The sequence below is a fragment of the Mesorhizobium sp. Cs1299R1N3 genome (assembly GCF_037179625.1).
Lineage (GTDB): Bacteria > Pseudomonadota > Alphaproteobacteria > Rhizobiales > Rhizobiaceae > Mesorhizobium > Mesorhizobium salmacidum.
The window spans coordinates 1-22,543 of record NZ_JAPYKQ010000030.1 but is presented as its reverse complement, the minus strand read 5'-3'; the positions used below and the strand labels follow the sequence as shown (position 1 = coordinate 22,543).

The window sequence follows — 22,543 nt, the reverse complement described above, 5'->3', positions numbered from 1 at the left end:
GCTCAGAACTCCAGATGGAGCGCGAAATGCGCGGGATTGAGCAGGCTGGTGACGAATTCGATGGCGCGTCCGTCAGCGGCGCGCGTCAGGCGGCGTGTGCGCAGGAAGGGCGTGCCGGGCGCGCAATCGAGGATCGCGGCGTCGGCAGCGCTCAGCATCTCGACGTCGACCCATTCCTCGCCATGATCGGGAACAAGCCCTGCCACGCGCAGTGTCTGGTGCAGCGAGCCTTCGCGCAAGCCGCGCAGCGGTATGTCCTCCAATTCGGGCGACAGCGGCAGACGGCTGCGCTCGATCGAGATGGCGTGGCCGTCATCGGCATTGGTGCGGGCGCGATCGACGGCGATGAAGGACCGACTCCCGACCCCGAGCCTGGCCGCCAGTTCCGCGTCCTCGATGATCTCGAGCCGCAATGTGCGGGTCTCGGCATTGGCGCCCGCATTGGCAAGTGCGCGCGACCAGCCGATCGCGTCATCGACCGGCATGCCGTCGAAGGTGACAAAGGATCCGATGCCGACCTTGGTTGTGATGAGCCCCCGGCTCGACAATTCTTCGAGCCCCTTGCGGACTGTGTTGCGACTGACGGAGAAGCGCTGGACGAGCTCGTTCTCGCTCTGCAGGCGGTCGCCGAACCCAAGCAGGCCGGAGCGTATCTCATGCTCCAGAACCGTCGCGATCTGCTCGGGCTTGCCCGTGCCGGGAGTGAGTTGCATCGCGCGGCGGGCGATATCGATACCTGTTCACTGAACCTGTATGATCCTGTTCAATAGCTTATCTGAAAACAACCGTCAACGGGGCACTGCCTGCTTATCACCCACCGAACTCGGTTGGCATTAGGCTACGCGTGCTTCGCGCCCAAGCCCTCGCCACGACCCCTTCCAGTTGTCAGACGCGGAGGAAATGCCACCGCGCCAACCGTCCAATTTTGTACGTTAGATGTGAGCCTTCAGGAGGTCGTCCATTCGGACCTGGTGGCGGTCAGTAGCGGGGGGTTTGCTTACTGCATCGGCAAAGGCTCGCGGAGCTTCCTGATAAACAATGTGCGCGTCGTTCGATATCTCGCGCAGAAATTCCCCGCAGACCCTTCAGAATTTTAAGGGCGACCGAGCCTAAACAACCAGATGGTTAGCCGCGTCGTTGACGTGGTGGCGCAGACAGTGTTCATGGCCGGCGCCGATCCGGCCATTTTCCCAACAGCGGCGTTGCATCGTTCTCAATTGCCGAAGTGCCTTTTATTGGGATCAGTGACGGCTCTTCAGTGTTGCGCTTACGTCCAATTTTCAGGGCTTCGATTTCGTCATCACGCCTTGCGATCCGGCTTTCCAAGTTTGCAATGCGCTCTGTCAAAAAATAGCGGCCAACGATGAACCCTCCGCCTCCAAAAAGAACTGCGAAAGTCATGAAGGCTATAGGGTTGGCGATCACCAGAGTCGCATTGGTCTGGAAGAAAGTGATCAGATCGTGCATTTTGAACATCCTCTCAGTTCCGGGGAAGTTTGTGGATTTCCAATCTCACCGGGCCACCTCGATCGCAGTTCGTGCAGAGAAGCGCCCGCTCAACGGTACTGAATAGTGCGTCCTTCCCGTATCGCCCGATCAGCGCAGCCGCCTTCACCTCGGCGTGATGAGAGCAAGTCTTGCACCACGCCCGCAGCCTGTGCCATTCGCGTAAGTCCCCGAGGGAGACATCCAGATCGGCATGAATACTTCCGTCGACAATTGCCTGTGGCGGGATCTTCACCTCCCCAGGCGTCAAGATTTTTTCCATGACATGCCGGCTGTTGTAATGGATCAGCAGCATGCCGGGTCGACGGCGAATTGCAGCCTGCCAGGCGGCTTGGCTGACTGTCGCATCCGGGGACGTTGAAATCGTTTCGAGATGGGTCTTTTCCTCCCTGTCCCAGACTTCGATGCGGAAATTGTCCTCGGCCGTATTCGCCATCAGGTCCGTCCCCTGTGCCAGCCGCGAGAGAAGCCGTTGGAAACTGCCGCGCGCGACAGCGCGAGCTCACGTTCGAGTTCAGTGTTCCTGGATAGAACGTGCAGCAGTGCGACTACGCAATCGCCGCCCGCCGCAGCGATGGCCTGCTGCACCGCGGTTTCCAAATCCGACATAGCTTCGCCGCCCGGCGCGTTCTGGCGCTTTCCCATAGCCCTTCCTGCTCATATGTCTTTTCAGGAATAAGGAATATATTCCTTCCTCGTCAAGGCCGCTCTTGACTTTTTGTTCTTATTTCGTTCACTGTTGACCAGATTGGCCGCGGGAGGCGAGTTATGAGGCGTCAGCTGGAAATCAAAGGCGCTTCGCCGGAAGAGAAGCACCGCGGCATCGAAGCGGCCAAAGCTGTTCTTGCCGCAGCGGGAATATCCGCGGAAGAGGCAACGGATGGGATGTTCGCGCTCGAAAACTGGGACGATTCCAGCTTTGACGACGATGAAGCACCCACGGAGGACGAGGATGTAGCGGCGGCGATCTGGATGGACGCCAACAAGGCGGCAATCCTGGCGTGCTGCGCTGACTGGCCAAGTGATGCGGTGCCGGAGAACTATCAATTCCTTGAGTTGGTGGATTGATGTCCGACCACGGCCTGCCTTCCCAGAAAAAGCCGAAACTCATCGTTGTCGTGGCCTTTGACCGCGGTGACGATGGCGAACTGTTCACGGCCTATGGCCCGACTGATCAGCAAAGCGAGGAGCGCGCGCTCAGGATGGCCAAGGGGCTCGCCTCGAAGCATATTGGCGTGATCGCCTGGAGCCGAGATGCCGACCCTGCACTAGGCGATTACGGTCCGCCCACAACGCTATTCGTCAGCGGCGATGTCCCAGACATGGAATAGGCGCCGCCGTGTCACGCGCTTTCAGGCCGCACAGTCTCCACCGAGAGCGCCCCGGCCGAAAGCGGCCGCAAGAGTTCGGCCTCGGGCTTTGTAAGATCGAGCCAAGCCGGCCAATTTTCAGGCTTGAGCACAACCACCTGGCGGTTGTGATATGGCGCAACGTCCGCCCCGGGATCGGTCGTGAGCATCGTGAAGGTCGGCGGCTTGTTGCCGGTGCCCTCACGCCATAAGCCGGCAATCGCCATAAACGGAGCGCCGTTGAGCGTAAACCGATGTTTGGCCTTTGGATACTTGATGCCAGTGAATTCGAAGAATGCCGACGCAGGAACCAAGCAGCGATTGCTGTTTGCGAATTGCCTGCCTTCCGAGCGGAAATTGAACACTGGTCCGCCTTTCGGTCCTGATGGCGGGAACCCGAACGTCATCGATGCAAGTTCTATGACGTCGCCGCCGGCACGCATAATTGGAGCTGGGTCGTTGATGCGAATGTCGTCTGCGTGCGGCAGATCGAGTTCGGTCTGATGGTTCGGGATCTTCAACGTCAGCGAGGCCATCATCCGGCAATATTCGGCCCAGAGGACGTGCTGCTCGTAGTCATTGCACATGGGAGCCCCTTCGGCATTCTTGCAGGAACAGAACGAAGACCTGGACGCTTGACAGCGCCAGCATTTCTACGCCGACTTTCGGCTCTTGGCTTTTGCGCCGCCCTTGATGCCTTCCTTGGCCAGGCTCTTGCGAAGAACCGAGGCCAGATCGACGACATTCTCTTTTGGTGCGGGCACCGGCTTGGGCGGCGCTTTGCCTTTGCGCTTGGCGTCGATCATGGCGATTAACGCGTCTTCATATGTGTCTTCGAATTTCGACGGATCGAACTTGGTGACTTTCTTGTCGATCAACAGTTCGGCTATCTCAAGAAGGTCTTCATCGTATTTGTGGCTTTTCAAGCTATCAAACACGGTCTTTTCCGACGTCATCTCGTTGTGAGTGCGCAATTCGGTCAGCAGCATCCCCTTCTGGAAAGGTTGGATCAGCACCTCGCGCCCGCGCTGGTAGAGCACCACGCAAGAGCGCGCAGCCACGCGCTTGTTCGCCATCGCGTCGCGAAGAACGCAAAAGGCTTCGAGGGAGGCGCCGTCCGCCGGGATCAGATAATAGGGCTTTTCCAGATATCGGGTGTCGATGTCTTCGATCGCGACAAATGAATCCACCTCGAGCGTGTGGGCCGATGTCAGCTTGAGTTTCTTGATCTCGTCAGGCTCGATATTGATGAAATGGTCCTTGTCCACCTCATAACCCTTAACCTGGTCCTGGCTCTCGACGACATCCCCGGTCTCTTCATCCACATACGCGCTTTTGACAGGCAGGCCATCTTCACGGTTCAAAATCTTGAAGTGGATCTTGGAGGCCTCGCTGGTCGCACCGACAATCTTCACGCCGCACGAAACCGACCCGACCTTCAGGAAGCCCTTCCAAACCGCTCGGGGTGCCGCCATGACGTTGCTCCTTTTGTTGCCGCCAGTAACAACACTCGAAGTCGTCGCCCGTTCCGCCGAAGTGTCACGAGACTCCTCCGGGCGAGGTTGGCGACAGCATCGACCATGACTGCGAAAATGCTGTCAACTTCCTCCCCATCTCTGTTGCCGATATCCCTTCACGGCATTGCCGATCACGCGTTCACTGGTTCCGCCGAGATCCGGCGTGGCATTGAAAGCCGCCGCTCATACGAAGACGACTCGCCGTCCGCTCTGGTGAACCCACATGGCAAAGCTAAAGTGCTCTCGGCTGCTAGCCACCTGAGAGTTGCCCGGCAGAGGTCGTAGGCGCGCTCTGCGTCAGTGCGATGAAGACCTACGGTGCCTTCTCAGCCTGGTAATCGCCGAGCGTCCGACAGTGACTACGCCGCCGCAGTCAATCCGCACCGTCAACTTGTCGGCTTTGCGATCAATGCGGATAATGTCCCCAACAAGAACGACTTTATCTCCAGCGCGGGTTTTAGGTGGTGGGTCAACCGAATAGGGTGAGTCATAGGACGGAATGCTTACTTTGGCGCGTCCGCTAGGCAGGATCGTGGTGACCGTGCCCGTCAACGCGACCTCGTCGCCGATCTCAAGTTCCCGGGGCACACTATAGTGTAACATAGGCCTCCTCCGGCGCGTTCCAGATGTTAATGCCGGTAAACTGACTTGGTTGCGTGAAATCGCAAGTCTCTGCCCCCTCGCCTCCATCGGGCCGAGCACCCTTTCCAAGTGGGGCTTCCGGAAGCGCGGGTGGGAATTTCCAGCGCCGCCGATCAATGAAATATTTGATCGCTGGCGATCAGAAACCGGAACTCACCAAGCGTGAGAAGCTGTCAAGCGTGATCGCGGCGACACTTTCCTCGCCTTCGGGCGCCACCGATTCAGGTCGAGTAATCTGAGCCCGCTCCGACTGGCCGGCTTCGTACTCGGAACCTTGTCTTGCACGGCATGTTGAGCATGCGGTGGTCAATTCCTCAGGTGCAGTCACCGAGTCCGTCGGTGGCCATGCGGCGGGCTTTTTCATTGGTGTTTAATGGCGGCACAGTTCACTCGGCACCGAAATTGCATCCTGCTATGAGCCTGGGTCACCCCGCCCCGGGCAGTCCCTTGGTTCATCCCTAGGGACGCCCGCCGCTGCCGTGAATGGGGCGGCGGGTCTATTTGCGGGCGACCCTGACCTTACGTTGAGGAGGGATCACGCCATTAAATGGACCAAGTGCGTACCACCCAAATCGCGAATGCGATGGGCATAGACCACCGCCTCAATCGGTCAACCCGCCGCAACCACTCCAGACTCTCCCGCTGCCGAAAGGTGGCGGGCTTCTTCCAGCACGGAACCTTGTCCGTCGCTGAAAATTGACCCAACGGCGACAGCGTTGCACAGGGCTGTCGCTGACCAAAGACCCAATCTCTGGTCGGCCCGCACCGCCCCGAGCGGTGCGGGCTTTTCAGCCACGCAGAGGGAATTCCCATCGAACCTGAAGGCCAAAAAGCGCCCCGCCGAGTTACAGGACAACGTGGGTCCGCGCCATGCGAGACATCGTTCGGACCGCCATACAAAAGCCCGCCGGCGGAAGCTGGCGGGCTTTTGACGCCGCGCGCCCAACGTCAACCGCTGGCCCGAGGGCGGGGGAGAGTCGAAGCGCGCGTCTCGCCGATCGCTGGATCCCCTTCATCGGGTGGCGATATGAAAGGATGTGAAGGGGGCCGACGCAGAGCCTGAGAGATACCGCGCCGGTCTCGGCGACCCGCAGGCCCGCCGCGCGCTCACGTCGTGGCTTTCGCCTGCTTATGTTCCATTAGCGATGCGGATGCCCAAATGGAACCGTCCCCCTCCCGATGTGCATTCATGGTCAGGTCCAACGGAGGACAGCGCAATGTTCATCATAGTCAATGCGCGGTTGGAAGCTGATGCCTGTGGATCACGCAAGCTGCATGCGGCGCCTTAACAGAACCCCGCTCTGGAGCGGTTTCTCGTGAGAGGGCGAGCGTGTGACCCAACGGCCTTGTCAGATTCTGCCTCTGCCTTTGACCGACTCCGGTTCAATCCGGCCATGTCCCGGCGTCGGCAAGTCTGTTCGTGCCGAGGAGGTCCTCCATTCGGCGATGGTGCCATCCGGAAGACTTACTTGCGTCCCCGCGCGGCAGGCAACACCCTTTCAGCAATTCCATTGGCCGCAGCAGCGCTTGCCTGAGCCCGTGCTGTGGTCAGGAACGGGAGTAGGAACCCGCTCCGTGTAGAGTTCTGGAGCGGGTTCCTGCTGCCTCAATGGTGTCTTATCAAAGCCGCGCCGAGGGCGGCGGCAATGCCTTGGTCGAGCAACAGTGGTGTCTACTGGCCCGCTGATCTGGACAAGCTCCAGCGGGTGTTTGATCGGCTGTGTAGCGAGCGCCGTCTAGCCAAAAAAGACAGGGAACAGCGGGAATCCCTGGCCAGGGAAGTGTTCCAGGTTTTCGATGCCGGGACCACGAACGAAGCGGACCTATTGCGGGCCATTTCGAGGCGGGTGAGACGTCCCGCTTGATGGAGCTTTCTATGTGGCCTTGTCCATCAGTGGCGTCTTCCGCGTCGGCGTTTTATAGGGCGTCACCAGTCTGACGGTATCGGCATCGACGGTGACGGGAATGCCCAGGTTCACCGTCACGTGATTTTCGTCGATGTGGGTGACGCTGCCAATCAGCTCGATGTGCTGCCCCTTCTGCACCTTCGTTGTTTGATCGACGATCGAATGCGGCTGTCCATAAGAAGGGATGGAAACGCTCACATGGTCCTCAGTTACCCGCCGCCGGACGGTTGCGGTTATCGCGACCTCATCGCCGATCTTGATGCCCTGAGCCATACGATGATTCTGGGGCGGTCAACGCCCTCGTCAAGCAAGCGCTAATACTTGCATTTTCGCCACCCCGGTGACACGGCTTAGAGCCGCCAAGTTATGCGGGCCAAAACATTAGTGCTCCGAACACCACGGCAACTCCGCCTGCCGCCACAGCCATACTACGACTAGTTGCGATCTCGAACGGGTCGCCGCCATTTAGTTGGTCGACGATCGCTTCGCGCCATACACCGATCGCAGTTCTTTTTCGATCTGTCGCTGGAGGATCCGCGATAGCTCGATGGCCCTCTCCTCGTCACCGACCAGGCTGTTGATAAGTTCGGCGCCGACCCAGCCGTGCGCGTAAATCGCTCCGTCCTGCGAGAGCTTGTTCAGCAACTTGCACACGCACTGGCATAAGGCGCGACCCTAAATGGCAGACAAAGCCGCTTGGCAGGTAGCCGGCGCCGCCCCGGCATGCTGCTGATCCACTACAACAGCCGCCATGTCACGGAAAAGATCATCACACCAGGCCAGGTCGTGATTCCGCCGCAAACGTTCATCGATGGCAGCGTTCACGCCGGCTTGGATGTTTCCCTTGGCGACCTCCGTGAGTGGCACACTTTGCGGGCCTGGTGAACAAAATGCTTGCATCATGCCGAGATGAAGCCGGCCGGGCTGATCCGACGATATGGCAAAGGCGCGCTTTTTAGCACCATCGAACGCGCGCTGTTCTGCATGAGCCTCGACCGGGGCGGGCCGGTCCGGCTCGAGGTTCACAATGTGCCACGAAACTGTGGGAGTTGGAGAATGCATAGCCACTCGACAACTCGTGGAACTCCTCAAAATTGCCGGGAAACGTGTGCGCCAGGTAGCGCACGATCTTGGAGTTATCCATCAGCCGATGGAAATATGCGTTCCCGGCACCGAGTTCCAGGCTCGCCAAACCACGCCGCTCAAACGCGCTCAGAAACGCGGCACCTAGGGCGCTGACCTCGGGTTCCATCATGCGGTACTGATCCTGAGTCAGGTTGGCGATCATGGTCGGATGGAAGTCCTTGACCAGCATCCTCTGTGGCGTAAGGGCGACGAGCATCTTCACGTAAGTGAATGTGACCCGGTCCATGGCAACCATTAGCCTCGCAATCTCCAATTGCCTGGCTGGGAGAACATGCCGGAGCAAACCGAAGATTTTCACCTTTACCGGGCAATCACGAAGGCGGTCGAGAACCTCGGCGCAAATCCCGTGGGCGGGTTGCCAGGCCTCGCTTCCGCAGGGAGAGATTTCACCACAAGGTGGAGTTGCTGCCGGTCCGACCCTCGTGGCTTGCAGCCTTTGAGCCAACAGTTTCGGTATGGTGGGAAGTCCCTCGGACGCCAGCAAAGAGTGAAACCGCATGTCACTCATTATCAGACGAAGCGCTTCGACCAAACGCCCCAAGCGTTGTTCTGTTTCAGCTACTTCCCTTATGAAATCGCGTTTGCGTCTGCACTCCGCCTCATAGGTTGCCAGGAGCCTGGGTGCGAAGAGCTTTTCTTTTGATCCCGGCTGATCAGCGACAATGTTCCGGGCGTGTCGCTGGTTGCTGTCGCGCAAAACTTTGTGAGCGGCTTCGCGGGTCAGACGACGCTTCGAACTCACCATAGGTCCTCAGCACCTGTTCGCCCTGCCAGCCGGACAAGCGGACCGAGCGTGGCAAAGAGGTAGGTGTCCAGCGGTGCTCCATTGTTGGCGCGCAAGACCGATTTTCCGAGGATTTCGGACGCAGGGGCAATCAGATAATCCCGAATGGCCAGATCACCAGGGCTCATCCTGATCAGGGTGAAGATGTCGGCGAGCGACTGGCGCTTTGTGTCCAAAGACCAGAAGGGATATCCGTGGTCGGAGGCGCAGCACCGCGCGATCTCTATCGCAACAGAGAACTCCTCATTGATCCGGAAGACGTCGCTCTTTGTATCGTGAGTCGCCGTTCCGCCTGCCACTTCAATCGCTGCCAGCAGGTCCTCGATCGCCTGTGCACGCAGCGACGCCATTCGCTGCTTGGAGGTGATAAACTGCCAGTTCTTCGGCGGCTCATAGCCAATCAATTCGTAGGACTTTAGAAGGCTTCCGAAGCGATGGTGGTATAGACTCGCTGCGGGGCAATCGGGTGCAGCGTCGATGATGGAGGTAGACAAGGCGCCTCGGCGCGCCAGGACCTTCCTTAATGCCATCAGCATCTCTTCGTTGCTCACACGCGTATGCGAATAGAGCCTCTTGTGAATGACTTGCGCCCGTTCGAACAGCTTGAGGTCGATAATGGGCTCGAATGCCTCTTCCGCTCGCACCCACTGTTCGGGAGGATTGTGCACTGCCTTTCCTTTGAGCTTGCGGGAGCGTCTGTTCCAGACATTGGTGCCAATGTATTTTTCATTGGTCAGCACCCCGCGCACCGTTTCCTGCTTCCAGGGTCGACCAAGGTCCGTCAGCACGCCGCGCTTGTTCAGCAGCCTTGCCATCTCAAGATCTGTCTTGTTTGTTTTGACGAAGTGATTGAAGATCCACCGCACCGTTGCAATCTCTTCTGGCGGCCCGGGTACCAGGATCATCCTGTCAGTGTGCAGGCTCTTTTGTTCGTGCTCGGAGAGGATAAGTTTGGGATGTCCCGAGTGGTCCAGCAATTGGCGTCTTAAACCGAGCCCTGGCTTGCCGCCTTGGCGGAACCCAAGCCGGACCAGCCTTGCCTGGCCTATGAACGTCTTTTGCGAGAGCATGCGGCTGTGCTCGGCTGCCATGCTGCGTTTAATGGCCTTAAGCACATCGGAGCCGACGCTGCCGTCGTTCAAGAACTGCTCGGCGCAGAATTCGATACGCACGCCGGCCATATGGCAGCGGTATTCGTAGGAGGCGCTTTCATCGATGTTCTGAAAGCGTCCCCAGCGGCTGACATCATAGACAACGATGGTTTCGAAATCGGCACGCCCGCTCTCCACATCGGCGAGCAAACGTTGAAGGCCGAGGCGCCCTCCCAATTTGAGGCCGCTGCGCCCGGCATCCTCGTAAGTGGCGACGATCGCGTAGCCCATTATGTCGGCATAGTCGCGGATGGCATCTTTCTGGTTGTCGATCGAGTAGGTCTGGTGCTCTTTCGACATGCGCAGATATTGAGCAGCGCGTACTACGCGCGTGCCTGCAGTCCGAAGGGTTGCAACCTTGTCCATCGCGTTGCGCCATCGCATCGATGTCTTGAAGATAGCGAAGGACGGCCTGCGAGTTGGTTAGCAATTCCAGTCCAGTTTATGTCGAATCCCCGGCGTCGTTCGTTCGTCATTGCGGCGCAACCGTGTGCGGATGGCGCAAGCGCCTGGGCATGCTCTCGCTCGGCATGGCGAAGCCAATTGGAAAGGGCTTTGTCAAGCGCCGACCAGCGATGATGGGAACGTGAAGGCTGGGTGAGAACACACATTCGTAGTTTCCGCTTTGGAAACCATGGCTTTCAACTACCGGCAAACCTTGTCTCACTTCGTGAGCCGGCGCGCCGCCGTTCCGCCGCAATGCAGCCGCACTCGGGCCATCGCCCCCGCTTGTCAGTTCCCGGGGCGTCAGAGGAGTTCCAGTCATGATCGTTAGAAAGGCTATTTTGGCGGTGCTGGTCACCGCGGCACTCGCGGGCTGCCAGTCGCGGACAGAAGGCCAGCAGCGCGCCACCACGGGTGCGCTATTGGGCGGCGCCGGCGGTGCTCTCGTCGGCCAGGCCATCGGCGGCAATACTAAGAGCACCGTCATCGGCGCGGCCAGCGGCGCGCTGCTTGGCGCCGTCGTCGGCTCCGCCACCACCCCGCAGCGCCGGGAGGACCAGCTCTGCCGCTACCAGGACCGTTACGGCCGCATCTACACCGCGCCTTGCGACGACCGTTACTACAACGGCAATTGTTGACGAGCTTCCGACTGTGTGAGCCGGCGCGTTAACGCCGGCTCACACACACCGTCGTTCCGTTGTACGCTTTGCGGGATAGGACGGTATTGCGGCGGGCAGCAGGAGGTCGAGCATGATGAGCCTTGCCGGTGCCCTGAAAAATCGCGGCGGGCATGCAGTGAAGCTGCTGCTTCGCTACGACAACCGCAACTGGCTGAGCATCCGCCAGATCGAAGCCTTCACGGTTTTCCTCGAAGCCGCCAACCGCAAGTCGCGCGAACGCGCCCTCCCTGCTTGAGCCGGGAGGACGCGATCTCCGTCGAATGGCTGACCTAGTTGACAGTCATTTGCTTGCGCCATTTCCAAGGCCTATCGAACGATCCTGCCCATAGGCCGTACTTGGCTTTCCTAGCGTCAGTCTGGGCCTTGGCATAGAAGCCAGCACTATATTTCGGCCAGTCGACCGCATAGCCCTTCTTGACCACCCATTCGCCGATATCGACACCGCCTGCCGTGCAGACGGCCACCATGCGCCTGAACTGGTCGCGGTCGACCTCGATGCAGGATGTCGGGCGATGCGCCTCGAGAAAGTCCGCCAGCGCGAGAGATGCCTTTTGCCCGCAATGATATTTCTAGCCGCGGCGTCAAGGCACAGCTGCGCGCTTTCCGGCGCGTCAATGCCGTTCAAGCGAATTCGCTGCCCGTGAATTTCGATGGTGTCGCCGTCGATGACAGAGGGGACGCCCGACAGCGGCGCGGCCGTGGCAGGCAGAGGAAGGATAAGTAGTGCAGCGGCTAAGAGGCAGGCGCCGCTAGCCTAGGCAATTGCTAAGTCATGTCTAGTTGTGAGCTTTCCATAGATTATCCATTCGGCCCGACTGTGGAGACTGGAGTTACCAAGTCCAGATTCAACGGAGGGTCCGAATGAACATCCATAAGAATGCCCGTCTGACGCTGCTGCGTCGAGAGGAAATGGCGCTGTCGGCGATAGAAGGCGGCCTTTCTCAAGGCCAAGCGGCGTTGAAATATGCGGTGACGGCGAAGATCGTGGCGGGTTGGGTCGAGCGCTATAAAGCTGAGGGCCGGCCGGCATGGCCGACCACTCGTCGCGACCCAAGCAAATCCCCAGCGCCACCGAACCGCCGATCGTTGAGCGGATCGTGGCGCTGCGGCGCCAGCGCCTCACCGGTCAGCATATCGCGCATGAGGTTGGCGTTCGCCAGCAACGGTGAGCCGGGTGCTTGCGCGCGCGGGCCTTTCGCGACTGACGGACTTGGAGCCGGCCGAGCCGGTGCTACGCTACGAGCGCGAGCCATCCCCCGCCGCATGAAGTCGGTAATGTGTCGATATGAATGAAAGATCCCGCGACAGTCGTGAATGACCGCTGACTTGGAATGACCGCTGAGGGCGGCTTCCCATCGGTTGCGCCGACCCGTCGAATGGCAAAATTCCTCACGCAGCGGGTCGCAGGGCCGCCCTCAGCAGCATTCCGAACAAATCGCGCGGCTCGTCGGGGTCGGCCAACAGATCGAGTTCCTCATAGAGGCCGGTCGCCTGCAGCTGGTCGCGCACATAGCGCAGCGCCGAAAAATCCTCGATCGCGAAGCCGACTGAATCGAACAGCGTGATCTGCTTGGCGTCTCGGCGGCCTTGCGCCTTGGCGGCAATCACTTGCCAGAGCTCGGTCACCGGATGGTTTGGATCCAGCTGCTGGATCTCGCCCTCGATGCGGGTCTGTGGCGGGAACTCGACGAAAATGTCGGAGCGAAGCAGGATGTCTCTGTGCAGTTCGGTCTTGCCTGGGCAATCGCCACCGACGGCGTTGATATGGACGCCGGACCCGACCATGTTGTCGGTGAGAATGGTGGCGCACTGCTTGTCGGCGGTGACGGTCGTGATGATCCCGGCACCTTCGACCGCCTCCTGTCCACTCCCACAGATGGTGATGTCAAAGCCCATGCCAGCAAGGTTCTTCGCGCATTTTTGTGACGCGGACCGATCCAGGTCATACAGCTTCAGCGTATCGACGCCGGTCAGCGCCTTGAAAGCGATCGCCTGAAATTCCGACTGGGCGCCATTGCCGATGATGGCCATGGTGCGAGTTCCGCTCGGCGCCAGATACTTGGCGGCGACCGCGGACGTGGCGGCGGTGCGAAGCGCGGTCAGGATGGTCATTTCGGTGAGCAGCATCGGGTAGCCGTTCCCGACGTCGGCAAGCACACCGAAGGCGGTGACCGTCTGCAAACCCTGACGCATGTTCTTGGGGTGACCGTTGACATATTTGAAGCCATAGAGCCGCCCATCGCTTGTCGGCATCAGCTCGATGACCCCGTCATGGCTATGCGAGGCGATACGAGGCGTTTTATCGAACAGTTCCCAGCGCCGGAAATCTTCCTCGATGTAGCTGGCGAGCTCGGTCAGGAAGCGCTCCACGCCGATGGCAATGACCAGCTTCATCATGCGATCGACGCTGACGAAGGGGACGATGTTCAGCTTTGCCGCGGTCATGATCAAAAGCTCCCGGAATGGCTGCGGGTGGGACGGTCCATGATGCGGCGGCCCATCAGGCTCGCCGTCAGGTCGACCATCAGCGTCGCGGTTCGGCCACGCTCGTCCAGAAACGGGTTCAACTCGACCAGGTCCAGGCTGGAGACGAGCCCGCTATCAGACAACATCTCCATCACCAGATGCGCCTCGCGGAACGTCGCGCCTCCGGGAACCGTGGTGCCGACTGCCGGAGCGATCGAAGGATCGAGGAAGTCGACGTCGAGACTGACATGCAGCAGTCCGGCTTCCGCAGACACGTGCGCCAGGAAGGCCCGCAGCAGCGGCGCGATGCCATGCTCATCAATGGCGCGCATGTCGTGCACGATCACGCCTGCCTCATTGAGGGCCCTGCGCTCCGCCGGATCGACACTTCGAAGTCCCATCGTGCAGATACGCGATGGATCGACCGCTGCCGGCAAATCCGGGAAATAACCGGCGAAGCCCGGCTGGCCGCTGGCGTAGGCGAGCGGAACACCATGCAGATTGCCACTCGCGGTGGTGTCGAGCGTGTGGAAGTCCGGGTGGGCGTCCAGCCACAGCACGAACAGCGGGCGTCCGGTCGCGGCGGCGCGGCGGGCAAGGCCCGATACGGTTCCTGCTGAGACTGAATGATCGCCGCCGAGAAAGATCGGCATGGCATCTTCGCTCGCCGCATAGGCGGCCTCGGAAATGGCGGATGTCCACGCCGAGATTTCAGGCAGAGCCTTCAGCGCCAGGTTGCCGTGCACGACGCGTCTTACCGGGATTGCCTGGACGGCGCCCATATCCTCCACCGCATGGCCGAGGCTGGACAGCACCTCGACAAGTCCGGCGGTTCTCAGCGCGCTCGGCCCCATCTCACATCCCATTCTGCCAGCGCCGTCTTGCACCGGCGCCCCGACGATTTTGCAACGCATTGTTTTTCCCGCGACCAAGTTCTGATAAGCCGCGAGGAGATCATGGCGAGCCGGCGATATGAAGGGGCAGAATTGGCAATTCGGGAACAATGTTTATTGTAATGGCAGCAAAATTGGTCAAAATGGTAACTCGATGGATGCGCTGGACGAACGGCTCGTTACCTTGCTTCGGCATGACGCTCGGCGCAGCGTGTCGGATCTCGCTGTCGATCTCGGCGTCTCGCGCGCTACGGTCAGGGCACGTATGGAGCGGTTGGAACGGTCCGGCGACATCATCGGCTACACGGTGGTGCTGCGCGCTGACGCTGTCGACCAGCGCATTCGCGGTATCATGATGATTGAGATCGAGGGGCATGCCGCCGACCGCGTGGTCCGGACGCTGGGGGGCTTCCCCGAAGTTTCGACTATCCATACCACCAATGGCCGCTGGGATCTGGTTGTCGAGCTTGGGACCGCCTCGCTGACTGATTTCGATGCGGTGCTGCGGCGCATCCGGCTCATTGCCGGGATAACAGGCAGCGAAACCAGCCTTCTCTTGGCTACACCGCGCACGACCCGAGCGCGGCTGACCTAGGTATGTCGACTAAGATCGGTTCGAGCAGACGTAGTCGCAGCAATGGCGCGCCGTCCAACCGGCCGAGGCGGCGACGCCACAAGGTCAGTATCGGAATATTCACGCGTTCTTCAAGCGTCACAGCGTCGGCGAGGCGCTGGCCACAGCCGGAATTGGCCAAGCAAGTCCACCTCCAGCGACCGGCCGGGATGCTTCGCGAATGGCCGGGATCGCGCCATTCACCAAACGTTGTTTCTATTCCTTTTTTCTGATTCCGAGCTCGATTTGTATCCCAATAGGTAGCACAATATGTAGCACATTTCTCGGCAACTTCAGGGACATGCTGTAGTTGAACCGCACCGGGTTTGCCGGGGGCTCGAACTCGTGAGACCGTCGAGCTATGACCAGCAAAACAACGAACAAATTCATCTGAAGTCCGCGCCCGAGCGGTGCGGCTTGTTTTTGACTACGAAACCGAACATACCTCTCGATGGGCGACCGTTTTCCTCGATCGCAGCCAACATCGGGTGTTCGGCGCTCACACTCGGGCGAGGTGAACAACGGTTCAACACCGGGCATTCCCGGGGGCGTCCCGGAGAAGATGAAGGCTCTGGAACGGGAGAACCGGGAGCTTCGTCAGGGCGATGGCCTGATGGGTCCGCCTCTGTTCAAGTAGGCTGCGACGAGTTCGCCCGCGAGATGAACCGTCTGCGGACGGGGAGCGGGCATCCATCGATGCGGCTCAGCGAGAAAGTCAAGCAGCCCTACCGAGATTGTAAAGTAAGGTTCCGGAACCCTATCTATGGACGCTGAACGTTGCAGTTACACCAAGCAGGCTGAGACGTCTCGGCCTTCGTGGCTTGGTCGCCTCCCAAGCGCCTGGAATGAGTTGTACGGCCCCCCGATACGCTTCCAGAAACAAGACGTTCGTTCCGATTGATAGATGCTGCCGCAATGCAGTCGACGGTTGCATCTCATCGGCGGCGCCCTGCGAGTCAAGTCGCATTTTTCGGCTAGCTGGGCGTAGCCCCCCGAATAAACCTTGCGGGCTTCGCGCGTCGCCGTCTTGGACTTCCCTCCGCCATGTTCTTGGCGAGTCCGACGAACCGGAGGACGGCACGCTTTGGATTCGATTCTAGCCACACGCCCCTGATCGAACTGACGCTGTTTTTCCCGCGAAGCGGCTTCCACAGGGCAGAATCGGTGGCGACTGTCCTGACATAGCTCGCCGCGGCTAAAGTGATGCCTTGCCCCAGTCCCACCTGGAAGATGACTGTCGCCTGGTTCGCGCGACACGTATGAATAGCAGGCCCGCCATCGGCCGCAATGCGTTCGAGCAGGCACAGGTCCGACGGCGGCCCTTCCACCCCAACCGGGACGAGCAGAGGCATGTCCGCGAGGTCGGACCATCTGAGCACCGGCCTCTCGACAAGAGAATGACAGGACGGCAGGAGCACGAAGAGGCGCTCTTGCCAGAACACTTCGCTGCTGCAGAATTTGGAGGTGCCAATGTGATGTGTGAACATAAGGTCGAAGCGCCTGCGGCGTATTGCAGAAAGGTATTGGCCCGATGGGACATCCTCAATGGTCAGCCTTACGTCCGGGTACAGCTTGCCGAAACGCTCGATGAGGCGTTTGAGGAATTCTCCTCCTGTCACCCAGCACAGCCCAATCCTGAGTGTCTTGGCATCCTTGTTATCGCGCACACGCTCGGCGAAAGCATCGAGCAGGCCGTCGTAGTGAGCCCGCACGTTTTCGATCCAGGCGCGGCCTGTCTTCGTCAAGCGAACGCCGCGCACATCGCGCTCGAACAGCTGCATGTCGAGAAGCTGTTCGAGTTTGACGACGTTGCGGCTGACCGAGGATTCCTGGACTCTCAGGGCTCTTGCGGCCTGACGCAAGCTTCCGTGATCCATGGCCGCAAAAGCATAGGTCAGCAACTGGATGGCGTTCCCGTTCCGCGTCATGTCCATCGAGCTTCGTGACCATCGCTGCAGGAGGCGCCTGTCCCGCCGGCATGCGATCGGATGCGTATTGCGGACAGGCGGCACTCAGGCGGATCAACAATCTCGCCTGCCCGCCTGGAGCCTCGCGCAGCTGCCACCCCATGGCTGCGTCACATCGGATTGTCCGTTATGGCGATCGTCGCTGCGTCAGATACGCTGGTCTCGTAGACATATTCATGCGGAATGGCGGGCGCTGACATCTGTGAAGCGTAGAGGCCGAGATTTTCCTTGCTGTTGCTCGCCGCAAGACTGCAGAAATTGCCGCTGTTCCACGTCATCGTGCAGTACTTGAAATGCGCACCTACGGAGCGCGCCATCTCTGCCAGTGTCACCTCATTGTTGAACATGGTCCCGAGGACGTCCGTCTTCTTTTTTGCAATTTCGTCCGGGGGAAAGTACCTCGCCTTGAAGCCATAATCCTTCTGGTACTCTCGACGCTGGTAGTCGCTTTCATCGGCCGCCCTGAATTTCTCGACGAAGACGAAGATGCCACCGTCCTTGAGGTGCTGGGTCACGAACTCTATCTGCTTGGGTCTGTTGGGCGAATACATCTGGAATGTTGTGTCCTCCAGGATGACGTCGAAGCCTCGCGTGAATTTCTTCAGCCGCCGATCGGATCCGAGCGCATCCTTGGTCAACCAGTGGAACGGGCCGATGAAGAATTCGGCGTGGGCCGGTTCGCCATACGCCATGAAGGATTTGTAGTTCTCGGGGTTCGGGCTGCAGGACAGCGAAAGAATCTGCCCATCCGAAAATTCGGACAGTGTTCTGGCCATCGTGCCTTCCGCCGTTCCAAGACTGTACAGCGACAGCGCAGCACCACGGCGCCGGGCATAATTCAGCACCGCGTAGGCCATCCGGCACTCCTCCTCCAATCTGTAGGGAATGCTGCCGTGATAGTGCTGGTCGAAAAAGCCTTGCCGGGCGGCGTGCAGGCGAACGAGATCGCGCACGAGTTCATCGCTGGGCAGAAGGCGGGGGTCGGCCTGAGGCTTGCGAACTGGCATCCCGCTTTTGCCCGCTGCGGTTGCCGCAAAAAACCCTGCCAGTTGGTTGATCCGTGGTCCTTGGTCGCACTCGGCCAGAAAATCATTGAGCCCTCGCATCGCACTATGTCTCCCGCACCGTTGCTTTGGTGAGATGCCAAGAGATCAATGAGAAAACTCCACTCATTAAGAGCGGTCTAATGTTTCAAACTGCTTTGAGTCTTGGCCAGGGCACTGTTAGGCCTACCGAACACGATCGGCTTTCCTGAGATTGCCATTTTTTTACTAAAGTCACATCTTCTACCAATCCTGAGTTAGTTGTGATTTGTCCAGCAACCTATGGTTAGGCACAACACCGGAGGGCGGGCTACTCTTAGTATGAAGGCTGCTCCCATCCGTGGACACCCCTTGCTTCGATCCGAACAAGATCCGCCGTTCACACCACCAGACGCTTACACACCAACATGAGAGCTGGGGCAACGTGCGGGCTGACTTGATCAGGAGAACTGGTCTGGAGCGCCAGGAAACAGCAATTTCGTTCCCGGGCCATATATTCCTGATGAACCTGAAAGGGGCGGCAAGCCGCGGAGAGGATTTCGTCGACGGGCATCGGATCTCGTTTTCGCCGCGGCGGGCTGGCTCGGTAATCCATATGCCTGCTGGCAGTGATTGGACGGGGTGGGACGAGGGAGAACCCACGGCCGCCTACCTGCTCGTCTCAATTGAAAAAGGATTTACCGACGAAGCGTTCGGCGGGATGGTGCGCCATTGCGACCTGCCGGCTTCGATCGGATTTCGGGACAGCACCGTGGAGATGGCTTTGCAGCGGATCGCCATCGAGCTCAGGCAGCCCGATCCGATCAGCGTGACGATGGTCGAGAGCCAGGCGATGCACTTGCTCGTTCAGATGGTCAGGCGCAACGGCCACTATCACGAGCCGGCGAAAGGCGGGCTGTCAGCCTTCGATCTCAAACGGGCAATCGCAATGATCGAAGCCTCGTCGGACGAGACACCCACCCTCGCCGATCTGGCAAAGGAGGTCGGTATCAGCCGTTTCCATTTCAGCAGGGCTTTCAAGCAATCTACCGGGATGACGCCACACGCGTTTATCGCGCGGCGTCGACTGGATCAGTCCGCCGACATGCTGCGATCGACCAATATGTCGGCGACGGAGATCGCGCTAGAATGCGGGTTCGGCAGCTCAAGCCATTTCGCGATCGCCTTTAAGCGGGCATTCGGAGCCAGTCCGACGGAATACCGCCGCCGGTCCAGGATTTGATTCAATACTTCCGCTGATTTCAGCAACGAACTGAAAAAACAAGCGTGATTGTTAAGCGGCAATCTGGGCAGTGGGTATGACAAGCGCCCATTGGATGCGCAGCCCTTGTCAAATGCAATTCAAATTCACGCTGACCTGAGATCAAGCATCCAGTCCCGTCTATGGCTTGGATTCATGGCGAGCACGCTATCGGCGGCAGTCGGACGAAACGGATATTACATCGCATCCGCCTGGACTGTTGTCGCAGCAGGCTACGGAAGCGCCGGCGTGGCGATACTGCTTGCGACCGTCAGTGTCGTCGAAATCGTTGCGAGCCCTCTGGCCGGCCTGGCAGCGGACCGGTTTGACCGACGGCGATTGAACATCACGGCCGACCTCGGTCGCTTTGCCATCTTGCTCGCCACGGCTTGCACGCTTCTCTACAAGGACGCCTTTTTAACGCTCTGCCTGTCAGCGGCGCTCTTTTCCATTTGCGATCGTGTCGCACTGACCGCCTCGCAAGCGATGATCCCTCTCGTGACGGGAGGCGCCGAACTTGCGGCATCGAATTCCATCATCTACTTCATCATGCAGTTTGGCAGCCTCGGCGCAGCGTTGCTAGCCGGATCATTACTGGGTGGGCGCTCCCCTGCCCTGACGCTCATGGCCCTCGCCCTGTTGTTCCTCGTTTCAGCCGGCTCACTGTTCTGGATGCCAGGCCTCCTCCTGCAACGTGTCAGAACGGCCAAAGGCCTGGCACCGAACTTCGATAAGCATCTAGTTCGTCTGTTTGCCGCTTATGCCCTTCTTTATGGAGGCGCGGTGCTGGTCACGGTGATGGGATCAAGCTTCGTCTTCGAAGAGCAGCACGGCACAGCCGCCGATTTCGGCTACCTTGAGGCCGCGTGGTCGGCTGGTTCGGTTATTGGGGCGGCTGTTCTCGTCAGGCTGACACGAGCGACAAGTGGTCCTATACTGCACCTCATGCTTTTGGCCTCAACGGCGCTCGCGTTGATGTCGTTGATCACTGCGCGCGCGCCTTGGACATTGATCGTCTTCGCCGCGCTCGGGTTTCTCTACAATCTGGGCCGGGTGAGCATCGAGGTCACACTGCAGTCGCGTACGCCTGACAATGTATTGGGCAGGGCCAAGGGCGTCATGCACAGTCTCGCTGTCGCGCTGGGACTGGTCATATTCAGCATCGCTGGCGTTATGGGCGAGAGTGTATTTCCTTCGACGATCTTCTTCGGATTCGGCGTGGTGCTCCTTATCAGCATTCCTGCATTGAGCATCGGCATCGCACAGCGAAAGGACGAACCGTGAGGTGGACGAGCTAGCGACCGACACAGGCGCCAAGCAGGCGGTGCTGGACTCTCTGGCGACGCTCTATCCTTGGACGCGCTCCTATCATCGCCGCCGGCTTCGCGATTATGCGTCCCGCTTGTTCGAAGCGCCTGCCCAGAAATCGGAACCCGAAATTCGCAGCCGCGCGTTTGCCAGGCTGCTCGACACGATCAGGAATGCGGGAACGCGAAACGGATTGCCGATCAACGCCGTCTCCCAAATATGCAAAGATCTAGAACAACGCCGCGTGTTGCAGACCGGCCCGCATTTGTTTCTCCTCATGGAGCCAGAGGCCTATTACACGCACATCTTCAGCCTGCTTGGCCTCTCGGCGCATGGCTGCTCGACCTACGTTTCCTATGCCGTTTCAACGGTGAGTCTCGTTGAAAAGCCCCGCAAGGGGCCAGGCTGGATCACGCTTGGCGGGAAGCCGGTCAACGTCTTCGGTCTCAGCCGAAGCCGGATGATCGGATACGGCCTTCTGACCGGGCCTGGATCATACCGGTTGGAGCTGGTGCCAACGGAGCGAAATGCCGAGGGAGAGGCCCTCGCCCTGCTTCACAGCCTTCTGCCGAAGACGCAGTTCGAGCGGCCTGCGCATGCCATCAAGGCAGCCAATCGCATCCTCTGGCCAAAACTGTTCGGAGAGAGCTTTGCCTTCCTGCAAATCGACGATGAGGATGTTGCCGACCTGGTGGCGGACCACCTGTCAGACGAGGGTTCCTGGCTGCGTACGAGGTTGCTGGAAAGCCCAAAGCTGGCTTTGAATATCCTTGACGAGATCGACAGGCTGGCGGCTGGCCCCTGGGGTGGCTGGCTCGCGCGCGGTACCGATTTCTTTTGGCACTATGAAAACGGAAAGCGCCTGCCGCTGCGCATGGTGGGTGGAGAACTCATCAATCTGGCGACCAGAATGAAGGTAGCTCGCTTCGCGGCTCCCGATATCGTTGAGCGGCTGGCGAACCGCAGCCTTATTCCCAACCTGCTCCTTATGTTTCTGGTCCTGTCGATCCTGCCCGGCGTGCGCGCGCTCGGAGGCAGTCACCAGCCGGTCTATTATCCCCTGATGCGCTACGTCATTTGTCGGGCTCTAGAGACCGCAGACATGGATGCGGACTTTCGACGCGCTCTCGCGAGCGATGATGTGCCAGGAGCTTGGGGGCATCGCGTCATTGAATGCGATGAGGATCCATTCGAGTCAATCCGAAAGGGCAGCATAGGCGAAACCAGGGAGGTCATCGACCGCTTCGGCGATATGCCTTTCGCTGATGCCTGTGGCGGTCTGAGCAGTTTCGTTTCTGATCCGTCGTGGACTGAACTTTGCTCACAGCTGCGGGAGCGAGCGATTGCCCCAAGCGTCTTTTCCTAAGAGTGGGCAACCGCCCGTGGCTGAGGTCAAAATGAGCAGCACCTGCCGTCGCAAAATCGATCACGGAATGGCGCATTCTTGGCCGAAAACAGTCCGCCCGCTTTTTGGTGATCCAGGTAAGACGAGCTGCCGCTACCCGATACGCAAGCAGTCGATCGGAATGAATTTGGCCTGGCTTGGCAGCCGCAGAATATTCAGGACGCTGAGGCCAGCCAGAACGCCCAGAGATGGAGCACAATTCGCAACGTTATTCGCGATGGCGGCTTGATCCTCTTGTCTGCAGTTGTTGCAGCGGAGGTTCTCCGCTGCACGGATGACGGATTAGCCATTCTTGCACGGAGATCGGGATCGTAGTGACCCGTCCGGCGTTGAGAGGCGCTGCCTAGCCTACGGAAAGTTCAAATGACCCGCATCGCTACCTTCAACGTGAACGGCGTCAACGGCCGCCTGCCCGTGCTGCTCAAATGGCTGGATGAAACCGCGTACGACATCGTCTGCCTTCAAGAGCTCAAGACATCCGA

24 protein-coding genes and 3 pseudogenes are annotated in these 22,543 nt (G+C 59.4%); 12 read left to right on the top strand and 15 right to left on the bottom strand.

Annotated features, from left to right (window positions below; translation table 11 throughout):
• Positions 1 to 2 precede the first annotated feature (2 nt).
• The 4 genes from O7B34_RS30675 to O7B34_RS30660 form a co-directional block, all read right to left on the bottom strand.
• On the bottom strand, positions 3 to 728 hold the full coding sequence (locus tag O7B34_RS30675) for a GntR family transcriptional regulator (RefSeq protein ID WP_337143494.1): 726 nt from the start codon (positions 726 to 728) through the stop codon (positions 3 to 5).
• 433 nt (positions 729 to 1,161) lie between these two features.
• Positions 1,162 to 1,467 carry a hypothetical protein gene (locus O7B34_RS30670; RefSeq protein ID WP_337143493.1) on the bottom strand — a complete coding sequence of 102 codons (306 nt, stop codon included), beginning with the start codon at positions 1,465 to 1,467 and terminating at the stop codon, positions 1,162 to 1,164.
• Between the two features lie 13 nt (positions 1,468 to 1,480).
• Positions 1,481 to 1,942, bottom strand: coding sequence for a hypothetical protein (locus O7B34_RS30665; protein ID WP_337143492.1), 462 nt, complete (start codon positions 1,940 to 1,942; stop codon positions 1,481 to 1,483).
• Entirely contained in the window at positions 1,942 to 2,151 is a 210-nt protein-coding gene (locus tag O7B34_RS30660; RefSeq protein ID WP_337143491.1) for a hypothetical protein, read from the bottom strand. The genes O7B34_RS30665 and O7B34_RS30660 overlap by 1 nt, the downstream gene beginning before the upstream one ends.
• Before the next feature lie 123 nt (positions 2,152 to 2,274).
• Between O7B34_RS30660 and O7B34_RS30655 the strand changes: the two genes are divergently transcribed.
• Together O7B34_RS30655 and O7B34_RS30650 are read left to right on the top strand one after the other, a co-directional pair.
• Complete coding sequence (locus O7B34_RS30655; protein WP_337143490.1) at positions 2,275 to 2,574, top strand: hypothetical protein; 300 nt, start codon at positions 2,275 to 2,277, stop codon at positions 2,572 to 2,574.
• Positions 2,574 to 2,837 carry a hypothetical protein gene (locus O7B34_RS30650; protein ID WP_337143489.1) on the top strand — a complete coding sequence of 88 codons (264 nt, stop codon included), beginning with the start codon at positions 2,574 to 2,576 and terminating at the stop codon, positions 2,835 to 2,837. Before O7B34_RS30655 ends, O7B34_RS30650 begins: the two co-directional genes overlap by 1 nt.
• An 11-nt stretch (positions 2,838 to 2,848) precedes the next feature.
• Here the strand turns inward: O7B34_RS30650 and O7B34_RS30645 are convergent, their stop codons facing one another.
• The 4 genes from O7B34_RS30645 to O7B34_RS30630 form a co-directional block, all read right to left on the bottom strand.
• The gene (locus O7B34_RS30645; RefSeq protein ID WP_337143488.1) at positions 2,849 to 3,442 is read right to left on the bottom strand and encodes an SOS response-associated peptidase; all 594 of its coding nucleotides are present in this window, start codon (positions 3,440 to 3,442) and stop codon (positions 2,849 to 2,851) included.
• Between the two features lie 66 nt (positions 3,443 to 3,508).
• Entirely contained in the window at positions 3,509 to 4,330 is an 822-nt protein-coding gene (ku, locus tag O7B34_RS30640; RefSeq protein ID WP_337143487.1) for a non-homologous end joining protein Ku, read from the bottom strand.
• 2,558 nt (positions 4,331 to 6,888) lie between these two features.
• A complete protein-coding gene (locus O7B34_RS30635) occupies positions 6,889 to 7,194 on the bottom strand; it encodes a hypothetical protein (protein ID WP_337143486.1) in 306 nt (101 codons plus the stop codon).
• A gap of 192 nt (positions 7,195 to 7,386) precedes the next feature.
• Entirely contained in the window at positions 7,387 to 7,566 is a 180-nt protein-coding gene (locus tag O7B34_RS30630) for a hypothetical protein (RefSeq protein ID WP_337143485.1), read from the bottom strand.
• Positions 7,567 to 7,644: 78 nt separating this feature from the next.
• Here O7B34_RS30630 and O7B34_RS30625 point away from each other — a divergent pair, with 78 nt between their 5' ends.
• On the top strand, positions 7,645 to 7,806 hold the full coding sequence (locus O7B34_RS30625) for a hypothetical protein (RefSeq protein ID WP_337143484.1): 162 nt from the start codon (positions 7,645 to 7,647) through the stop codon (positions 7,804 to 7,806).
• Between the two features lie 70 nt (positions 7,807 to 7,876).
• On the opposite strand, the gene O7B34_RS30620 is transcribed toward O7B34_RS30625, so the two are convergent.
• Both O7B34_RS30620 and O7B34_RS30615 read right to left on the bottom strand, forming a co-directional pair.
• Positions 7,877 to 8,812, bottom strand: a complete 936-nt coding sequence (locus O7B34_RS30620; RefSeq protein WP_337149475.1) for a plasmid partitioning protein RepB C-terminal domain-containing protein — start codon at positions 8,810 to 8,812, stop codon at positions 7,877 to 7,879.
• A complete protein-coding gene (locus tag O7B34_RS30615; RefSeq protein ID WP_337143482.1) occupies positions 8,806 to 10,368 on the bottom strand; it encodes a recombinase family protein in 1,563 nt (520 codons plus the stop codon). Before O7B34_RS30615 ends, O7B34_RS30620 begins: the two co-directional genes overlap by 7 nt.
• Positions 10,369 to 10,766: 398 nt before the next feature.
• On the opposite strand from O7B34_RS30615, the gene O7B34_RS30610 reads away from it, so the two are divergent.
• The gene (locus O7B34_RS30610; protein WP_337149474.1) at positions 10,767 to 11,084 is read left to right on the top strand and encodes a YMGG-like glycine zipper-containing protein; all 318 of its coding nucleotides are present in this window, start codon (positions 10,767 to 10,769) and stop codon (positions 11,082 to 11,084) included.
• Between the two features lie 112 nt (positions 11,085 to 11,196).
• Positions 11,197 to 11,361, top strand: coding sequence for a hypothetical protein (locus O7B34_RS30605; protein WP_337143481.1), 165 nt, complete (start codon positions 11,197 to 11,199; stop codon positions 11,359 to 11,361).
• Positions 11,362 to 11,395: 34 nt separating this feature from the next.
• Here the strand turns inward: O7B34_RS30605 and O7B34_RS30600 are convergent, their stop codons facing one another.
• Positions 11,396 to 11,623: a thermonuclease family protein gene (locus tag O7B34_RS30600; RefSeq protein WP_337143522.1), complete on the bottom strand. Its 228-nt coding sequence runs from the start codon at positions 11,621 to 11,623 to the stop codon at positions 11,396 to 11,398.
• Between the two features lie 364 nt (positions 11,624 to 11,987).
• On the opposite strand from O7B34_RS30600, the pseudogene O7B34_RS30595 reads away from it, so the two are divergent.
• Positions 11,988 to 12,375 (top strand): annotated as a pseudogene (locus O7B34_RS30595) (helix-turn-helix domain-containing protein); the annotation flags it as partial.
• 140 nt (positions 12,376 to 12,515) lie between these two features.
• Here O7B34_RS30595 and O7B34_RS30590 read toward each other — a convergent pair.
• A complete protein-coding gene (locus O7B34_RS30590) occupies positions 12,516 to 13,571 on the bottom strand; it encodes an ornithine cyclodeaminase (RefSeq protein ID WP_337143480.1) in 1,056 nt (351 codons plus the stop codon).
• A gap of 2 nt (positions 13,572 to 13,573) precedes the next feature.
• Positions 13,574 to 14,506, bottom strand: coding sequence for an arginase (gene rocF, locus O7B34_RS30585; protein ID WP_337143479.1), 933 nt, complete (start codon positions 14,504 to 14,506; stop codon positions 13,574 to 13,576).
• 133 nt (positions 14,507 to 14,639) lie between these two features.
• Here rocF and O7B34_RS30580 point away from each other — a divergent pair, with 133 nt between their 5' ends.
• Together O7B34_RS30580 and O7B34_RS30575 are read left to right on the top strand one after the other, a co-directional pair.
• Positions 14,640 to 15,080, top strand: coding sequence for an Lrp/AsnC family transcriptional regulator (locus tag O7B34_RS30580; RefSeq protein WP_140508126.1), 441 nt, complete (start codon positions 14,640 to 14,642; stop codon positions 15,078 to 15,080).
• A 379-nt stretch (positions 15,081 to 15,459) separates the two neighbouring features.
• Positions 15,460 to 15,714, top strand: a pseudogene (locus O7B34_RS30575) (IS3 family transposase); the annotation flags it as partial.
• A gap of 358 nt (positions 15,715 to 16,072) precedes the next feature.
• On the opposite strand, the gene O7B34_RS30570 reads toward O7B34_RS30575, so the two are convergent.
• Complete coding sequence (locus O7B34_RS30570) at positions 16,073 to 17,032, bottom strand: LysR family transcriptional regulator (RefSeq protein ID WP_337149473.1); 960 nt, start codon at positions 17,030 to 17,032, stop codon at positions 16,073 to 16,075.
• 143 nt (positions 17,033 to 17,175) lie between these two features.
• Positions 17,176 to 18,171 carry a class I SAM-dependent methyltransferase gene (locus O7B34_RS30565; RefSeq protein ID WP_337149472.1) on the bottom strand — a complete coding sequence of 332 codons (996 nt, stop codon included), beginning with the start codon at positions 18,169 to 18,171 and terminating at the stop codon, positions 17,176 to 17,178.
• Positions 18,172 to 18,448: 277 nt separating this feature from the next.
• Here O7B34_RS30565 and O7B34_RS30560 point away from each other — a divergent pair, with 277 nt between their 5' ends.
• The 4 genes and pseudogenes from O7B34_RS30560 to O7B34_RS30545 form a co-directional block, all read left to right on the top strand.
• Positions 18,449 to 19,330 (top strand): AraC family transcriptional regulator, encoded by an 882-nt coding sequence (locus tag O7B34_RS30560; protein ID WP_337143477.1) that lies wholly within the window; start codon positions 18,449 to 18,451, stop codon positions 19,328 to 19,330.
• Between the two features lie 174 nt (positions 19,331 to 19,504).
• Positions 19,505 to 20,632, top strand: a complete 1,128-nt coding sequence (locus O7B34_RS30555; RefSeq protein ID WP_337143476.1) for an MFS transporter — start codon at positions 19,505 to 19,507, stop codon at positions 20,630 to 20,632.
• A gap of 1 nt (position 20,633) precedes the next feature.
• Positions 20,634 to 22,022 carry a hypothetical protein gene (locus tag O7B34_RS30550; protein WP_337149471.1) on the top strand — a complete coding sequence of 463 codons (1,389 nt, stop codon included), beginning with the start codon at positions 20,634 to 20,636 and terminating at the stop codon, positions 22,020 to 22,022.
• A gap of 402 nt (positions 22,023 to 22,424) precedes the next feature.
• Positions 22,425 to 22,543: pseudogene (locus O7B34_RS30545) on the top strand (exodeoxyribonuclease III); the annotation flags it as partial.

Excerpts from the sequence above, each read along its gene's own strand:
- O7B34_RS30635 (WP_337143486.1), bottom strand. The coding sequence starts at position 7,194 with ATGGCTCAGGGCATCAAGATCGGCGATGAGGTCGCGATAACCGCAACC.
- O7B34_RS30565 (WP_337149472.1), bottom strand. The coding sequence starts at position 18,171 with ATGCGAGGGCTCAATGATTTTCTGGCCGAGTGCGACCAAGGACCACGG.
- O7B34_RS30660 (WP_337143491.1), bottom strand. The coding sequence starts at position 2,151 with ATGGGAAAGCGCCAGAACGCGCCGGGCGGCGAAGCTATGTCGGATTTG.
- O7B34_RS30650 (WP_337143489.1), top strand. The coding sequence starts at position 2,574 with ATGTCCGACCACGGCCTGCCTTCCCAGAAAAAGCCGAAACTCATCGTT.
- O7B34_RS30580 (WP_140508126.1), top strand. The coding sequence starts at position 14,640 with ATGGATGCGCTGGACGAACGGCTCGTTACCTTGCTTCGGCATGACGCT.
- O7B34_RS30655 (WP_337143490.1), top strand. The coding sequence starts at position 2,275 with ATGAGGCGTCAGCTGGAAATCAAAGGCGCTTCGCCGGAAGAGAAGCAC.
- O7B34_RS30615 (WP_337143482.1), bottom strand. The coding sequence starts at position 10,368 with ATGGACAAGGTTGCAACCCTTCGGACTGCAGGCACGCGCGTAGTACGC.
- O7B34_RS30620 (WP_337149475.1), bottom strand. The coding sequence starts at position 8,812 with ATGGTGAGTTCGAAGCGTCGTCTGACCCGCGAAGCCGCTCACAAAGTT.
- O7B34_RS30665 (WP_337143492.1), bottom strand. The coding sequence starts at position 1,942 with ATGGCGAATACGGCCGAGGACAATTTCCGCATCGAAGTCTGGGACAGG.
- ku (WP_337143487.1), bottom strand. The coding sequence starts at position 4,330 with ATGGCGGCACCCCGAGCGGTTTGGAAGGGCTTCCTGAAGGTCGGGTCG.
- O7B34_RS30555 (WP_337143476.1), top strand. The coding sequence starts at position 19,505 with ATGGCGAGCACGCTATCGGCGGCAGTCGGACGAAACGGATATTACATC.
- O7B34_RS30610 (WP_337149474.1), top strand. The coding sequence starts at position 10,767 with ATGATCGTTAGAAAGGCTATTTTGGCGGTGCTGGTCACCGCGGCACTC.
- rocF (WP_337143479.1), bottom strand. The coding sequence starts at position 14,506 with ATGCGTTGCAAAATCGTCGGGGCGCCGGTGCAAGACGGCGCTGGCAGA.
- O7B34_RS30590 (WP_337143480.1), bottom strand. The coding sequence starts at position 13,571 with ATGACCGCGGCAAAGCTGAACATCGTCCCCTTCGTCAGCGTCGATCGC.
- O7B34_RS30605 (WP_337143481.1), top strand. The coding sequence starts at position 11,197 with ATGATGAGCCTTGCCGGTGCCCTGAAAAATCGCGGCGGGCATGCAGTG.
- O7B34_RS30570 (WP_337149473.1), bottom strand. The coding sequence starts at position 17,032 with ATGGACATGACGCGGAACGGGAACGCCATCCAGTTGCTGACCTATGCT.
- O7B34_RS30645 (WP_337143488.1), bottom strand. The coding sequence starts at position 3,442 with ATGTGCAATGACTACGAGCAGCACGTCCTCTGGGCCGAATATTGCCGG.
- O7B34_RS30625 (WP_337143484.1), top strand. The coding sequence starts at position 7,645 with ATGCTGCTGATCCACTACAACAGCCGCCATGTCACGGAAAAGATCATC.
- O7B34_RS30670 (WP_337143493.1), bottom strand. The coding sequence starts at position 1,467 with ATGCACGATCTGATCACTTTCTTCCAGACCAATGCGACTCTGGTGATC.